Here is a 15089-nt window from a genome sequence, read left to right as displayed (position 1 = left end):
GCGGCGATTCCCGATCGCCGCACCACACGACCTTTGGCTTGACGCGGGTCGGCCAGGCGTCGAGCATCGTTGACGGCGCAGGAGTGACAGATGCGCGCCCAACCGTCAGGTTCGGTGCGTCCAGACTCACTCAGCCGGGTGAGCAGGCGCTTGACGAAACAAATGAACGGTCATTTAATTCGCTTATGGGGCGTATCGCTGGCGTCACCGCCGCCGAGACGCGTCAACGGTTGTTACGAGCGGCCGCCGACGTGTTCGCCGAGCGCGGGTACGACGGCACCCGCGTGGCCGACATCGCCGCGGCCGCGCAAGTGAGCAACGGCGCGCTGTACGCGCACTTCGGCTCGAAGGCCGAGCTGATCGTGTCCGCGCTGCGGGCGCACGGGCGGCAGCTCCTGGCCGGCCTGTTCGCCGCCGACCCCGACCGGTCGATCACCGATGTGCTCCTCGTGATCGGCCGCTGGCTACCGCGCCGTCGCGACGTTCCCGGTTACCTCATCGTCGAGGCGCTGGTCGCGGCCCGTCGCGACGAGGACGTCGCCCGTCCGATGCGCGACTACGTCGGCGAGCGGGCCGACTGGATCGCCGACCTGGTACGCGTGGCCCAGGGCGGTGGCGAGCTGGATCCCGCGCTGTCGCCGGACGCGCTGGCCCATTTCTGCCTGCTGCTGGCGATGGGCAGCGCGCTCATCACGCCCAACCTGCACGCCGTCGACGACGGGGAATGGTCGGCGTTGCTCACCCGTGTCGTGGGCGCCCTCGCCCCACCGACGACATCACCGCACACAGAGCGGAGCATCCGCAGTGAAAGTACGAATCGGTCCTGAGCGCTGCCAGGGACACGGCCGCTGCTACGACCTGGCCCCCGACCTGTTCAAAGAGGACGGCGAGGGCTACGGGCAGGTCATCGGTGACGGCGTCGTGCCACCGGGCGACGAGCGCACGGCACGCCTGGCCGTGTCCAACTGCCCGGAGCGAGCGATCGACCTCAGCGAGGACGCGTGAGATGACCGTCGACGACCGCTTCACCCGGGACTTCCGGGAGACCCGCCCGGACGCTCCTGTCGGCACTCGCAACGAGGTCATCACCGGCCCGGTCTCCGACTGGGCGACCGGCTTCTCGCACCTCGAACCCGAATGGGCGGAAGATCCGTATCCCATCCAGGACGACCTGCGGCAGCGGTGCCCCATCGCGCACACCGACCGCTTCGGCGGCGGCTGGCTCCCGACGCGCTACGAGGACGTCGCGGCGATCGCCTACGACACCGAGCGCTTCTCCTCGCGGTCGATCATCATGAGCAACTTCCGGCCGCCCCGCGAGCTGGCGCCGGTCGGCGGCACGCCGCCGATCTCCTCCGACCCGCCGTTCCACCACGACGCGCGCAAGCTGCTGCTGCCGGCGTTCACCAAGAGCGAGGTCACCAAGCGGGAGGCGGCGACCAGGGCCTTGTGCCACAGCCTCATCGACGAGTTCGAGGGACGGCCTGTCGTCGACGCGGCCCGCGACTACGCCCAGTACATCCCGATGCGGGTCATCGCGGACATGCTCGGGTTCCCGCCGGAGGACGGCCCGCGGTTCCGTGAGTTCATCGAGAACGCGCTCGAAGGCGTCAACCTGCCGACGGACGAGCGCGTCGCGCGCATGGGGCGGTTGTTCGACTACCTGCTCGCGCAGATCCGCGACCACCTCGACAACCCGCGTGAGGACCTGACGACGTACCTCATCAACGCCGAGCTGTACGGCGACAAGCTCGACCCGTCCCACGTGGCCGGCACGATGGCGCTCCTGCTCATCGCCGGCATCGACACCACCTGGAGCGCCATCGGCGCGTCGCTGTGGCATCTGGCCAAGACCCCGGGCGACCGCGAGCGCCTGGTCGCCGAGCCCGAGCTGCTGCCGACCACGATGGAGGAGTTCCTGCGGGCCTACGCGCCCGTCACCATGGCGCGGCTGGTCAAGGAGGACATGCGCTGGAACGGCGTCGACATGAGGGCCGACGACTGGATCCTGCTCTCGTTCCCCGCGGCCAACCGTGACCCGGAGCAGTTCGACCGGGCGGACGAGGTCGTCATCGACCGCCAGGTCAACCGGCACGCCGCGTTCGGCCTCGGCATCCACCGCTGCGTCGGCTCGCACCTGGCGCGCATGGAGCTGCGGGTCGCCCTCGACGTCTGGCTGGAGCGGATCCCGGACTTCACCCTGGCGGACCCGGCGGAGGTGACCTGGTCCGCCGGCCAGGTACGCGGCCCCCGCGCGCTCCCCCTCCGCATCGGCTGACCTCGTCGGGTCACGCGGAGCGGCCGAGGGCCGGCCGCGCGGCCACCACGCCGGCTCATGGGAGCCGCTCGGCGGAAGGCGCCTGGTGGCGCCGCACCCCGTTGTGGAACCTTGACCGGCCAGGTGGCCGCCTCGGTGCCGGCCGGACCCACGGCAGCCATTGCACCTTTTGCCCACTTTTGTAAGACATAATTGTCTTTTTGTGCATTCGAATTATGACGTAATGGTGAACGGAAGCGGAATTATCACTACTTCTCGCAAGCCTCGCCCCACCTCGTCGTGATAACTCCCATAATTCGGTTGGGGGCGCCGACTTATGGCGATACGGGGCGAGCTTTCGAGGAATCAAATGAAGCGTTGGATCGGCGTCGGGCTGGCGCTGCTCCTCGGTGCCGCCGTGGTGGTGGCGATCGTGTTGGGGAACCGCGGCGGTGGCACGGAGACGCGGGAGCCCACCCTGGTCCGCGGGGTGATCGGATCGGAGAAGAAGCCGTTCTTCGACGATCAGAGGGTGCGGGCGGTCTTCGCCCGGCACGGCCTCCGGGTGGAGGTCGACACCGCCGGCTCGCGCCAGATCGCGGCCTCGGTGGATCTGAAGAAGTACGGCTTCGCGTTTCCCTCCAGTGCTCCGGCGGCCGAGAAGATCAAGCGTGACCAGGGCGCCACCCGCACGTTCGCGCCGTTCTCCTCCCCCATGGCGATCGCCACGTTCAAGCCGATCGTGGACGTGCTCACCAAGGCGGGCGTCGTGCGCGATTCCGGCCAGGGCTACCAGGTGCTCGATATCCGGAAATATCTGGATCTGGCGGCCAAGGGCACGCGGTGGGACAGGCTGCCGGGCAACACCGCCTACCCGGCGCGCAAGCGCGTGCTGCTCACCACCACCGACGTGCGCACCTCCAACTCCGCGGCGATGTACCTGTCGATCGCCGGCTATGTGGCCAACGGCGACGACGTCGTCACCTCTGACGCGCGGGCCTCCAGGGTCGCGGAGGCCGTCGCCCCGCTCTTCCTCGACCAGGGGTACTCCGAGACCTCCACCGAGGCACCGTTCGAGGACTACCTGTCCCTGGGGATGGGGAAGACGCCCATGGTCATGGTCTACGAGGCGCAGTACGCCTCGCGGCTGTTCGCAGGGGACGGCTCGATCCGCCCCGACATGCGGCTCATCTACCCCTCGCCCACGGTCCTCAGCAAGCACACGCTCGTACCGCTCAGCCCGCAGGGCACCGAGGTCGGCCGGCTCCTGCAGGAGGACCCGGAGCTCGGGCGCCTCGCCGCCCTGTACGGCTTCCGCACCGCCGCCGCCAAGGCGTTCGACGACCTGGCGGCCAAGGTCAGGGCGCGGCTCCCGGCCGGCCTGATCGACGTGGTGGAGCCGCCCGACTACGAACGGCTGGAGGGCATGATCGCCGCGATCGACCTGCTCTACCGGTCCGGCTCGGTCCCCTCCCCAACCCCCTGACCTCACCTTCCCCCCTGCGAGGAGAGACCACCGTGAGCGATCTCGTGCTCAGCCCGCCCGAACCCGTGGCCAAGGTGCCCACGGAGAAGGCGGCCACCATGCTGCCGGTCCCGGAGGGACGCGCGTCCGAGCTGGACGAGAAGGCCAGGGGCTTCGCCGAGGAGCTGGGCGGACTGGACCCCCGGTCGCCGGAGTTCACCCGCAAGGTGCGCGACATCACCTCCATGGGCGACTCGGAGATCCGGGCCTCCTCCCAGGTGGCGAACCGCATGCTGAAGCGCCCGGTGGCCGCGCTGGCGTCCGCCAAGGGAGAGGGCAAGGACGCGCAGGCGGCGGTGGCGGGGCAGTTGGTCGCTCTGCGCCGCACGATCGTCGACCTGGACCCCAAGCACGCGTCCAACCCGGCCAAGAAGCTGCTGGGACTGATCCCGTTCGGCGATAAGCTGCGCGACTATTTCGCGAAGTATCAGTCGGCGCAGCGGCACATCGACGACATCATCCGTGCCCTCAAGTCCGGGCAGGACGAGCTGCTCAAGGACAACGCGACCATCGAGGGCGAGAAGACCAACCTGTGGGAGTCGATGAAGCGCCTGCAGGAGTACGCCCTACTCGCCGCCGCACTCGACTCCGCGGTGGAAGACAAGATCACGCAGGTCGAGGCGGCCGACCCCGAGAAGGCCACCGCCCTCCGCTCGGACGCGTTGTTCGGCATCCGGCAGAAGCACCAGGACCTGCTCACGCAGCTCGCGGTGTCCGCCCAGGGGTACCTGGCGCTGGACCTGATCCGCAGGAACAACCTTGAGCTGATCAAGGGGGTGGACCGGGCGACCACGACGACGATCGCGGCGCTGCGCACGGCCGTGACCGTGGCCCAGGCCCTCGCCGACCAGAAGCTCGTGCTCGACCAGATCACGGCGCTGAACAGCACCACCTCGGATCTGATCGTGGCGACCAGCGAGATGCTGCGCACGCAGGCGGCCGGCATCCAGACCCAGGCGGCGTCCACCACCGTCGACATGGACGCGCTGCGCCAGGCGTTCGACAACATCTACACCACCATGGACATGATCGACACGTTCAAGGCCAAGGCCGTGGAGAACATGGCGATCACCGTGGACAACCTGACCATCGAGCTCGACCACGCGCGCACGTACCTGGAGCGCTCCCAGCGCGGCGACGAGCAGGCGCTCCCCCGATGAGCGAACCGTCGCCCGGCGTACGCGCGGGTTCCCGCCCGCTCAGGCGGGCGATCGCCGTGCTGACCCTGCTGACGGCGGTCGCGTGCGGCGGTACGGACACGCCCGGCACCCCCGCGGACGGTCCTGACGCGCTGCGCGTCCTCGCGGGAAGCGAGATCAAGGACCTGGAGCCGCTGCTCAGCCGGGCCAAGGACGCCGTCGGCGTGCGGGTCGTCCTGTCGTATGCCGGAACGCTCGACGGGGCCGACCAGGTGGCGAGCGGCGGCGCGGACGGGACGTACGACGCGACGTGGTTCTCCTCCAACCGTTACCTGTCGCTGATCGACGGGGCGACCGCCCGGCTCTCGACCCAGACCAAGGTCATGGTCTCGCCCGTGCTGCTCGGGCTGAAGGCGTCCAAAGCGCGCGAGCTGGGCTGGGACCGCAAGCCCGTGACCTGGAACGACATCGCCTCGGCCGCTCGCGCCCACAAGTTCACCTTCGGCATGACCAGCCCCGCGGCGTCCAACTCCGGATTCTCGGCGCTGGTCGGCGTGACGGCGGCGCTGTCGGACGCCGGGGAGGCCCTGGACAAGGCCCAGATCCACGCGGCGACGCCCAGGCTGAAGGAGTTCTTCTCGGCGCAGACGCTCACCGCCGGCTCCTCCGGGTGGCTCGCGGACGCGTACGCCAAGCAGGGCTCGGTGGACGGACTGGTGAACTACGAGTCCGTGCTCCTCGGCCTCAACGCCTCCGGCAGGCTCACCGAGCCGCTCACGCTGATCTACCCGAGCGACGGGGTGGTGACGGCCGACTACCCGCTCACGCTCCTGAGCTCCGCGACCCCGGGCAAGAAGGAGCTGTACGGGAAGCTCGCCGCCTGGCTGCGCGGGCCGGAGATCCAGCGGGAGCTCATGACCACGACCTACCGCCGGCCGATCGTCCCCGAGGTCGGGCCGGACCGGCGTTTCGGGTCCGCGCCGCTGGTGGAGCTCCCCTTCCCCAACCGGCGCAGCGCGGCCGACGAGCTGATCGGCGTCTACCTCAACCAGGTGCGCGAGCCGTCGCGGACGCTGTTCGTGCTGGACACCTCCGGCTCGATGGAAGGCGACCGGATCGACGCCCTCAAGCAGGCGCTGACCGCGCTGTCCGGCGCCGACACCTCCGCCAGCGGGTCGTTCTCGCGCTTCCGCGACCGCGAGACGGTCACGATGATCCCGTTCAGCGGGGCCCCAGGCACGCCGCAGACCTTCACGCTGCCCGACCGGAACCCCGAACCCATGCTCCAGCGGATCCGGTCGTACGGCGAGGCGCTGCGCGCGGGCGGCGGCACGGCGATCTTCGACAGCCTGCGGGCCGCCTACGAGGAGGCCAGGTCGTCGCCATCGGAGGATTTCACCTCGATCGTGCTGATGACCGACGGCGAGAACACGGACGGCGGCTCGTACGACGACTTCGCCAGCTACTACGCGTCGCTGCCCGTGAAGTTCCGGACCTTCGTCGTGCTCTTCGGCGACAGCGACGCCGACGAGATGCGGCGGATCGCCCAGCTCACCGGTGGAGCGACCTTCGACGCCCGGAAGGGGTCGCTGGCCGCCGCCTTCAAGGAGATCCGTGGCTACCAGTAGTCCCGGCGCGCGGATCCTCGCCTACGCCGGCTCGACCAGGAACATCGCCGGATGCGCCCTGGCGCTCGCCGGGGTCGTCCTGGTCTTCCTGGGCGTCGCCGGGACGTTCTGGCCCGTCGTGGTGGCCGGGCTGTACGGCGTCGGGGCGCTGCTGGCACCGGCCGACCGGGTGAGGCTCACGATCTCGCACGCGGAGGTGGAGTCCCGGCGGCTGCACGCCGACCTGGACACCCTGCTGGCCAAGGTCGGCGGGGGCCGGTTCCCCGGCGACGTGGTGGCGAGGACCGGCGCGCTCGCCGAGGTGCTGCGCGACATCCTCAGGCGCGCGGACGCGCTCACCTCCTCACCCGACCATCTGTACATCGTCTCGCAGACGATCAGGGACTACCTGCCGTCCAGCCTGGAGGCGTACGCGAACCTGCCCCGCTCGTACGCGCTCACGCGGCGCGGCGAGCGGGAGCGCAGCGCCCACGAGGAACTGCTGGCCCAGCTCGACCTGCTGGACGCCCGGCTGCGCGAGGTGGCCGAGTCGGTCTACCGGGGCGACGAGCAGGCCCTGCGCGACCAGGGCAGGTTCCTGCGGGACCGGTTCGGCGGCTCCGGCCTGGACCTCTGACCGTCCAGATCCTCTCGAAAAGGAACGTCATGAGACCGAGCCGGTTCCGCGCCTCCAGGCTGGGCGGCGTGCTTCTCCTTTGCGCCGCCACCCTGACCCCGGTACCGGCTCCCGCGGGCCTTCAGGGCGAAGCGCATCCGGCGCGCAGCCGATCATCATCGCCAACTACGGCACAGGCACGCCGCAGGAGGCCGCCGACTGGGTCAAGTACGCCAACGTCACCAAGGCGTACGGCGTGAAGTACTGGGAGATCGGCAAAGAGAACTACGGCAACGGCCACTACGGCACCGCCTGGGAGGCCGACGACCACGCCGGCCATGGAGGCCGACAGAATGGCAGACCGTCAACAGCGGCTGGAGCAGCACACTCTGACCCCGAAGCCGGACCGGACTCGGATCACTGTTCCTCTGGGATCCGGGGCCGGCGTTCGAAAATCGCTCGCCCCTCGCGCCCACTCCACGTCACCATGGCCATAGCCGTGAGTATTCGGAGGGGCGGATGGCATTGCTCGGATCACCTGACTCCCCTGCGGACCAACCGTCCGCCCGGAGGTCGGCCGTTCTGCTGGCACTTCGGTATTACAACGGGGAACTGCTGAGGCAGTGGCGGATCGCCGTGCCCGCGCTGATCTCGCCGGCGGTGGGGAACATCTGCCTGTTCTACCTGGCGCCACTGGCGGTCGGCGGCATCGTGGGGCGTCTGTCCGACGGCGGGGACGGCACCCTCGCCGTGCTCCTGCCGTACGTGCTCGGCTTCGGCGCGTGGCTGCTCGTGGGCGAGGCGCTGTGGCGGGTCGGTCTGCACTTCGTGTTCCGCACCGAGGCACGGGGCATCGAGCGGCTCGGTGTGACGGGCATGGAGAAGCTGCTGGTCAAGGACGCCGCGTTCTTCCACGACAACTTCGCGGGCTCGCTGACCAAACGGGTGCTGAGCTTCTCCAGCGGGTTCGAGGGTTTCGTGGACACGCTCACGTTCTCGGTCATCGCCAAGGTGGTGCCGCTGGCGTTCGCCTCGGTGGTGCTGTGGCGGTACCACCCGCTCCTGGTCTTCGTCCTCGTGGGCCTCATCGCCGTCACCGGCTTCCTCGTCACCCCGCTCATCCGCCGTCGCCAGAGGCTGGTGGACCGGCGCGAGGCCGCCAAGGTACGGGTGTCCGGGCACGTCGCCGACGTGCTGGCCAACATGGACACGGTCCGCGCGTTCGCCGCCGAGGACCGCGAGGCCCTGGAGCACCGAGCCCGGCTCGCCGAGCAGCGCAGGCTGACGCTCCGTTCCTGGGACTACGGCAACCTCCGGGTGGACACCGTCGTCTCACCGCTGTCGATCATCACCAGCACCGTCGGCCTGCTCCTCGCCGTCACCCTGCGCGGTGGCCTGGGCGTCGAGGCCATCGTGGTGACGTTCACCTACTACGCGAACACGATCAACCTCATGTTCGAGTTCAACCAGATCTACCGTCGCCTGGAGAGCGTGCTCACCGAGGCCGCCCAGTTCACCGAGCTTCTCCTCACACCGCCGGGCGTGGTCGACCCGGACGACCCGCAACCCCTGCGCCCGGCCGACGCGGGCGTCCGCTTCGAGCGGGTGACGTTCGCGCACGCCGGCAATCCGCTCCTGTTCGACGGCCTGGACCTGGACATCACCACCGGCACCAAGATCGGCCTGGTCGGCCGGTCCGGCGGCGGCAAGACCACTCTCACCCGGCTGCTGCTCCGCCTCATGGACATCGACGGCGGCCGGATCCTGATCGGCGGGCAGGACATCACCCGGCTCAACCAAGCCGACCTGCGCAGCCTGATCGCGTACGTCCCCCAGGAGCCCGCCTTGTTCCACCGGTCGTTGCGCGACAACATCGCCTTCGCCCGGCCGGGGGCCACCGACGCCGAGGTCCACCAGGCCGCACGGGCGGCGCACGTCACGGAGTTCGCCGAGGCGCTGCCGGAGGGCTTCGACACGCTGGTCGGGGAGCGCGGCGTCAAACTCTCCGGCGGCCAGCGTCAGCGCGTCGCCCTCGCCCGCGCCATCCTGCTCGACGCGCCGATCCTGCTTCTGGACGAGGCCACGAGCGCGCTGGACTCGGAGAGCGAGATCCTCGTGCAGGAAGCCCTCTGGGGCCTGATGCGCGACCGTACCGCCCTCGTGGTCGCGCACCGGCTGAGCACCGTCGTCCGCATGGACCGCCTGGTCGTGATCGACCAGGGGCGCATCGTGGAACAGGGCAGTCACCGCGAACTCCTCCAGGCCCAGGGGCCGTACGCCCGTCTGTGGCACCACCAGTCCGGCGGCTTCCTGGTCGAAGAGAGCACCTCGGACGCCGTCAACCGCTGACGCGCGCCGAGTCCTTCGATCTTGGGGATGCCCGAACCACTGCCGGGCCGCAACTTTCGCCCTTTCGGTGAAAGTTTCACGGGCGCGGCGTCGTCCTCCCAGATTGCCGGGGCGAACCGGTCGCGGTGTTTGAGGTCCTGAGGCCCACGTGCCTACGGTGCCGATATCAGCACAGTGATCCGGTCGAGGAGTCCATCATGCGCGCCCGCGTCGTCCCTGCTCTGATTCTGGCTCTGCTCGCGCTCGTCGTCACCGCTCCCGAGGCGCGCGCCCAGGTGGTGGGCGGCTTCGACTTCTCCCGGGCGCAGGTCTCCGTCACGGGCCTTCAGGTGCCCTGGGGCCTGGCGTTCCTGCCGGACGGCAGCGCGCTGGTGTCCGAACGCGACACCGGACGCATCCTGCAGGTGCGGCCGGGCCAGACACCCACGGCGGTCGCCACCGTCAGCGGGGTGAGCGCCTCGGGTGAGAGCGGCCTGCTCGGCATCGCCGTGTCACCCACCTACGCCCAGGACGGCTGGGTGTACGCGTACTTCACGAGCACCGCCGGGGACAACCGCCTGGTCAGGCTGCAACTGACCGCGCCTCAGACACAGACGGTGCTCTTCTCCGGGGTCCCGAGCAACACCTTCCACGACGGCGGCCGCATCGCCTTCGGGCCGGACGGCATGCTCTACGTGGCGACCGGCGACGCCGGCAACTCCGCCAACGCCCAGAACGTCAACAGCCCCGCAGGGAAGATCCTGCGTATGACGCCCACCGGGGGTGTGCCCGCGGACAACCCGATCGCGGGCTCGCGCGTGTGGACCTACGGCCACCGCAACGTCCAGGGCCTGACCTGGGACCCCCAGGGCAGAATGTACGCCGCCGAGCTGGGGCAGAACACCTGGGACGAGGTCAACCAGATCGTCGCGGGCTCCAACTACGGCTGGCCGACGTGCGAGGGCACCTGCTCCAACCCCTCCTTCCGCAACCCGATCGTCACGTGGACGACCGCCGAGGCGTCGCCCAGCGGGCTGGCCTTCGCCGGCAACACGCTCTTCGTCGCCGCGCTGCGCGGCCAGCGGCTCTGGACGGTGCCGCTGAGCGGCGCCGGTACGCCCGGCACCCCGCTGGCCGAGTTCACGTCCGCCTACGGGCGGCTCCGCACGGTCGCGGTCGGGCCGGACGGCTGGCTCTGGGTGACGACCAGCAACAGGGACGGCCGCGGCACCCCGGTGGCGCAGGACGACCGCATCGTCCGCGTCCCCCCGGCCACCACCGGGGGCGACACCAGCCCGCCGACCGCGCCGACCGGCCTCGCCGCGTCGGGGACGACCTCCACCGGCACCACCCTGACGTGGACCGCGTCCACCGACAACGTGGGCGTGACCGGCTATGACGTCCTGCGCGCGCCGGGCGCGTCCGGCGGCGCCTTCGCGCAGGTGGGGACCTCCGCCACCACCTCGTTCGCCGACACCGGGCTCACCGCGAACACCACGTACCGCTACCAGGTCCGGGCCCGCGACGCGGCGGGCAACCTCTCGCCGGTGTCGAACACGGCGACCGTCACCACCCCGCCCGGCGGCGGGGGCACAGGCGGATGCTCGGTTACGGCGACCGTCCAGTCGCAGTGGGGGAACGGGTACGTGATCCAGCCGGTCACGGTCGCCAACACCGGCACCTCGGCGATCAACGGCTGGACGGTGACCTTCACCCTGCCGAGCGGCCACACCGTCACCGGCTCGTGGAACGCCACGCTGACCGTCAGCGGGCAGACCGTCACGGCGAAGAGCGCCGGGCACAACGGCGCGCTCGGCCCCGGCCAGAGCACCACCCTCGGCTTCCAGGCGAGCCGTCCGAACGGCGACACCCAGACGCCGTCCGGCTACCGGTGCACGAGCCCCTGAGACACAGCCACGCCTGAGGCAACTCGCGCCCCCCGGCCACGCCGGGGGGCGGCCCTGCCCGTGACTCGGTCGAGGAGGCTCGACGTCCCCTCGCCCCCGGACCGTCCGGTCCGTCTCACATTCCCGCCTCCGGCACCCCGGCCGGGGGCGTGCGGTGCCCGGCGGCGAACGCGGAGTCGAAGCCCGCCGGGCCGAGCCGGTCTCGCAGGGCCGCCGGGAGGGAGGGGTCGGGGACCAGGTCCTGCCGGTTCGCGGGGTCGAGTCGTCCGGCGGCGCCGAGCAGGGCGGCGGCGCGCTGGAGGTCACCGGCGGCGCATTCGGCCCCGGCGAGCAGGCGCAGGCCGATCGCGGTGAGGCGCAGATCGAGGCCGACGGCGATCCGGGTGCCTTCCGCGAAGTGCCGCCGCGCCTGATCGTGCTCGCCGCCGAAGGACGCTGCGCGGCCCAGGCCGAGGAGGCAGCGGACCGCGCAGCGCAGGTCACCGATCCGCCGGAACTCGGGGAGCAGGGCGCTGAACCGGGTCCGCGCGATCGCGTGGTCTCCGAACTGCTGGTCGAAGATGGCCCGGTACTGCTCGGCGTGCAGCCGTTCGTGGTCGTTGCCGCTGGTCCTGGCCAGTCGCGCGGCCTCGGCCAGCCAGCTGGGCACGTCGTCGAGGTGAACCCGCTCCTCGATCGCCCGTTGGGCCATCTGGTTGAGGCACTTCGCGCGTTTGACGTGGTCGCCCTGCCGGCCGAACAGCTCGGCGGCGTGGGACAGCCGGGCGAAGGCGGCTTCGGCGTCGGAGGCGAACCCGAAGCCGGCCAGCGCCAGGGCGCGGTGCCAATCGTCGCCCAGTCGCTGGAAGAGCATGGGCGAAATGACGGACGCTGTCGAGCAGGCGGTATTCGGTGGACTCGTCCTGGCGGGAACTGATCAGCGACCGGTCCAGCAGGCGCGAGAAGACGCGCAGGAGGTCGCTTGAGTCCAGCGGCGGGTAGGCGAGGACCTGCGTCGCCGTGTCATAGTCGAACTCGCCGGGGAACACCGAGCAACGTTCCAGCAGGAGCCGTTCGTCCTCGCTCAGCAGCTCGTAGCTCCAGGTCAGCGCGCCCTCCAGGGTGCGGTGCCTGTTCGGCGCGCCGTGTGCTCCATCGGTCAGCAGGGCGAACCGGTCGTCCAGACGGGCCAGCAGCTCGGCCGGGGTGAAGAACCGGATCCGGGCGGCGGCCAGTTCGACCGCCAGCGGCAGGCCGTCCAGCCGATGACAGATCGTCGCGACCTGCCGCGCGTTGCCGGGTGTGACCTCGAACCCGGGCGAGGCGGCGGCGCGTTCCGCGAACAGCCAGGCGGAGCCGACGCTCCGCACGGCCGCCGGGTCGTCCACTTCGGCGGGCAGCGGCAGCGGCGGGATCTCGTAGACGACCTCCCCCGCCAGATGGAGCGCTCCATGGCTGGTGGCCAGCACGTGCGTGTCGCCGGTGGTTGTCAGCAGATCGGCCAGCAGATCCGCGACGGTGTCGGTCACGTGCTCGCAGTTGTCCACCACGAGCCAGTGCCGCCCCTCGGCGAGGGTCTCGCGGATCAGTGTGCGCAGCCGGTGCTCTCCGCCGACGACGCCCAGCGCGTCGGCGAGCACCCGCTCCGCCGAATCTCCGGGAGACAGCAGCGCGAGATCGACCAGGACGGCCGGTGGGAGGGTGGTCACCGAGTGTGCCAGGTGCAGCGCCAGGCGGGTCTTTCCGGAGCCGGGCGGTCCGGTCAGTGTCACCATCCGGTGCTCGTCGAGGAGCCGGCGCAGGTCGCGGATCTCCCTGGTCCGGCCGACGAACGACGACAGCGGCTTGGGCAGCACGCCGCGGGGCTCGCGACCGGCGCGGAAACGGGCCGCCGCGTCGACCAGGGCGAGCCGGTTGGTGCCCCCGAGTTTTCGCAGCAACGACTACGCATCGAGCTTGATCCTTTCGTCGTACGAGATGTGCGATGACGCCGTCGCGAGGGTGGCCGGGCGGCGGGGGCACCTCCCGGTACCTGTCGCAGGCGCCGTGGCGTCCGTGGCAGAGATGTCGGTGCGGGGTCGCACGTCCGGAACGCGAGCGCCGCCGACAGAAACACGGCGAGAGCCGCCTCGCCAGGCCTGGCGCTCGCCGAGGCGGCCGGCTACGGCCGCCGCCCCGGCGAGGGATCGTGGGTCAGACGCGGGTCCAGCGCTGGTTCGCGGCGCCGCTGCAGGACCAGATCTGCAGTTTCACGCCGTTGGCGGTGGAGTAGTTCGGCGCGTCCAGGCACTTGTTCGCGCCGACCGCGGTGATACTCCCGTCGGTGTTGAAGCGCCACTGCTGGTTGGTCTGACCGTTGCAGTCCCAGATCTGCACCTGCGTGCCGTCGGCGGTGCCCGCGCCGGTCAGGTCCAGGCACTTGCCGCCGTACACGCGCAGCTCACCCGCGCTGGTCAGGGTCCACCGCTGGTTGGTCTGACCATTGCAGTCCCAGATCTGCACCTGCGTGCCGTTGGTCTGCGAGGCGCCGGTGACGTCCACGCACCGGCCCGAGCCCACCCCGCGGATCGCACTGGTGGAGGAGGGTGCCGGGGTGGGGGTGCCGGGCTGGTCGATGCTGCCGGGGACGGATTGGAGTGCGGTGTACCAGGCGGCGGCCATTTTGTCGTAGCCGCCGGAGGTGGGGTGGATGCCGTCGATGAGGTCGGCGGTGGTCAGTTTGCTGTGCATGTCGACCAGGTGGACGTGCTTGCCGTTGTTGACCTTGGTCTGCACGATGCCGGGGACGGCGGCGTTGAAGGTGCGGGCGGCGGATTCCTGGCCGGTGTTGGACAGCGGGATGATCGTGGCGACGAAGACGTGCGCGTCGGGGGTGGTGGCGGTGATGTGGTCGATGAGGGTGGAAAGCCGCTGGGGTGCGGTGGAGAGGTTGTAGTTCTGCAGGACGTCGTTCGTGCCGATGTGCAGGAGCACGGTGCGCGGGTTGTAGGTGCGCAGCCAGCCGGTGATGTTGGCGTCGATCTGGTCGATGCGCCACCCGGGATGTCCCTCGTGGTCGTGGTCGCCGAGGTTTCCGGGCCCGTTGTACTGCGATCCGACCAGGTCGATCGTGTAGCGGCCGGCGGCCAGGCGCTGCCACAGTCCGATGCGGTATCCGCCCGGGACCTGGGTCCCCTCGGTGATCGAGTCGCCCAGCGGCATGACCCGCACCCCGCCGTTGGACTCCGCGCCGGCGACACCGGCTCCCAGCACCATGCCCAGCGCCACCACGGCCACGGTCAGGGCCGCTGCGGTGAACCGTCGTCTCCACCTACGCATGCTCTATCCCCTCGGGCGGCTGCGAGCAGGCCCAGCCCGTAGTCATTGTTATCGCTAACATCTTTGGCATCAGCTTTCTCATGGGCGAATGCCGTGAGGTGGTGCGATCTTTGGGGCAGGGCCCGGCGCACGGCCGGCTTGCCTGCCGTTCCCTGCGGCTACGAAATCGCCGCAGGCCACAAAGGCCAGCTCCTCGGACTCTTCTGTCGCGCGGAGAGCCTTCCATCAGAGATCGGCGACCGTGAGGGCGGATCACAGGGACGTGGTGTCCATCCCGATCTCGCCGCACCCCGGTCAATGGTGCGCTTTATGAGTGATTGGACCCGGTGCGGTCGACGACGGTCAGCTGGGACCAGAGGCCGCCCGGCCGGACGACGGCCCGGGACAGCGCCGCCTGCGAGAGCGGCGGCCGG

11 protein-coding genes and 1 pseudogene are annotated in these 15089 nt (G+C 70.4%); 9 read left to right on the top strand and 3 right to left on the bottom strand.

Features of this window, described 5'->3' with window-relative positions:
- Window positions 1-185 precede the first annotated feature (185 nt).
- From AB0B89_RS28565 to AB0B89_RS28525, 9 genes are all read left to right on the top strand, one after another.
- Window positions 186-827 (top strand): TetR/AcrR family transcriptional regulator, encoded by a 642-nt coding sequence (locus AB0B89_RS28565; protein WP_358559002.1) that lies wholly within the window; start codon window positions 186-188, stop codon window positions 825-827.
- Window positions 805-1005, top strand: coding sequence for a ferredoxin (locus AB0B89_RS28560; RefSeq protein WP_358559000.1), 201 nt, complete (start codon window positions 805-807; stop codon window positions 1003-1005). The genes AB0B89_RS28565 and AB0B89_RS28560 overlap by 23 nt, the downstream gene beginning before the upstream one ends.
- Window position 1006: 1 nt before the next feature.
- Window positions 1007-2278, top strand: coding sequence for a cytochrome P450 (locus AB0B89_RS28555; protein WP_358558998.1), 1272 nt, complete (start codon window positions 1007-1009; stop codon window positions 2276-2278).
- Window positions 2279-2627: 349 nt separating this feature from the next.
- Entirely contained in the window at window positions 2628-3743 is a 1116-nt protein-coding gene (locus AB0B89_RS28550; protein WP_358558996.1) for a hypothetical protein, read from the top strand.
- A gap of 32 nt (window positions 3744-3775) precedes the next feature.
- The gene (locus AB0B89_RS28545) at window positions 3776-4942 is read left to right on the top strand and encodes a toxic anion resistance protein (protein WP_358558994.1); all 1167 of its coding nucleotides are present in this window, start codon (window positions 3776-3778) and stop codon (window positions 4940-4942) included.
- The gene (locus AB0B89_RS28540) at window positions 4939-6549 is read left to right on the top strand and encodes a VWA domain-containing protein (RefSeq protein WP_358558992.1); all 1611 of its coding nucleotides are present in this window, start codon (window positions 4939-4941) and stop codon (window positions 6547-6549) included. The genes AB0B89_RS28545 and AB0B89_RS28540 overlap by 4 nt, the downstream gene beginning before the upstream one ends.
- Window positions 6536-7165, top strand: coding sequence for a hypothetical protein (locus AB0B89_RS28535; RefSeq protein ID WP_358558990.1), 630 nt, complete (start codon window positions 6536-6538; stop codon window positions 7163-7165). The genes AB0B89_RS28540 and AB0B89_RS28535 overlap by 14 nt, the downstream gene beginning before the upstream one ends.
- Window positions 7166-7663: 498 nt before the next feature.
- Complete coding sequence (locus tag AB0B89_RS28530; protein ID WP_358558988.1) at window positions 7664-9493, top strand: ABC transporter ATP-binding protein; 1830 nt, start codon at window positions 7664-7666, stop codon at window positions 9491-9493.
- Between the two features lie 197 nt (window positions 9494-9690).
- Window positions 9691-11379, top strand: coding sequence for a PQQ-dependent sugar dehydrogenase (locus tag AB0B89_RS28525; RefSeq protein WP_358558986.1), 1689 nt, complete (start codon window positions 9691-9693; stop codon window positions 11377-11379).
- A gap of 115 nt (window positions 11380-11494) precedes the next feature.
- Here the strand turns inward: AB0B89_RS28525 and AB0B89_RS28520 are convergent, their stop codons facing one another.
- From AB0B89_RS28520 to AB0B89_RS28510, 3 genes and pseudogenes are all read right to left on the bottom strand, one after another.
- Window positions 11495-12232 carry a hypothetical protein gene (locus tag AB0B89_RS28520; protein WP_358559004.1) on the bottom strand — a complete coding sequence of 246 codons (738 nt, stop codon included), beginning with the start codon at window positions 12230-12232 and terminating at the stop codon, window positions 11495-11497.
- 649 nt (window positions 12233-12881) lie between these two features.
- Window positions 12882-13133, bottom strand: a pseudogene (locus tag AB0B89_RS28515) (AAA family ATPase); the annotation flags it as partial.
- Window positions 13134-13551: 418 nt separating this feature from the next.
- Window positions 13552-14676, bottom strand: coding sequence for a ricin-type beta-trefoil lectin domain protein (locus AB0B89_RS28510; protein ID WP_358558984.1), 1125 nt, complete (start codon window positions 14674-14676; stop codon window positions 13552-13554).
- Between the last annotated feature and the right edge of the window lie 413 nt (window positions 14677-15089).

This window comes from Sphaerisporangium sp. NPDC049002 (assembly GCF_040649355.1).
GTDB lineage: Bacteria > Actinomycetota > Actinomycetes > Streptosporangiales > Streptosporangiaceae > Sphaerisporangium.
The sequence above is the reverse complement of the archived record's forward strand: the minus strand, read 5'-3'. Positions and strand labels throughout refer to the sequence as shown.

Excerpts from the sequence above, each read along its gene's own strand:
- AB0B89_RS28565 (WP_358559002.1), top strand. The coding sequence starts at position 186 with ATGGGGCGTATCGCTGGCGTCACCGCCGCCGAGACGCGTCAACGGTTG.
- AB0B89_RS28520 (WP_358559004.1), bottom strand. The coding sequence starts at position 12,232 with ATGCTCTTCCAGCGACTGGGCGACGATTGGCACCGCGCCCTGGCGCTG.
- AB0B89_RS28530 (WP_358558988.1), top strand. The coding sequence starts at position 7,664 with ATGGCATTGCTCGGATCACCTGACTCCCCTGCGGACCAACCGTCCGCC.
- AB0B89_RS28540 (WP_358558992.1), top strand. The coding sequence starts at position 4,939 with ATGAGCGAACCGTCGCCCGGCGTACGCGCGGGTTCCCGCCCGCTCAGG.
- AB0B89_RS28550 (WP_358558996.1), top strand. The coding sequence starts at position 2,628 with ATGAAGCGTTGGATCGGCGTCGGGCTGGCGCTGCTCCTCGGTGCCGCC.
- AB0B89_RS28525 (WP_358558986.1), top strand. The coding sequence starts at position 9,691 with ATGCGCGCCCGCGTCGTCCCTGCTCTGATTCTGGCTCTGCTCGCGCTC.
- AB0B89_RS28510 (WP_358558984.1), bottom strand. The coding sequence starts at position 14,676 with ATGCGTAGGTGGAGACGACGGTTCACCGCAGCGGCCCTGACCGTGGCC.
- AB0B89_RS28555 (WP_358558998.1), top strand. The coding sequence starts at position 1,007 with ATGACCGTCGACGACCGCTTCACCCGGGACTTCCGGGAGACCCGCCCG.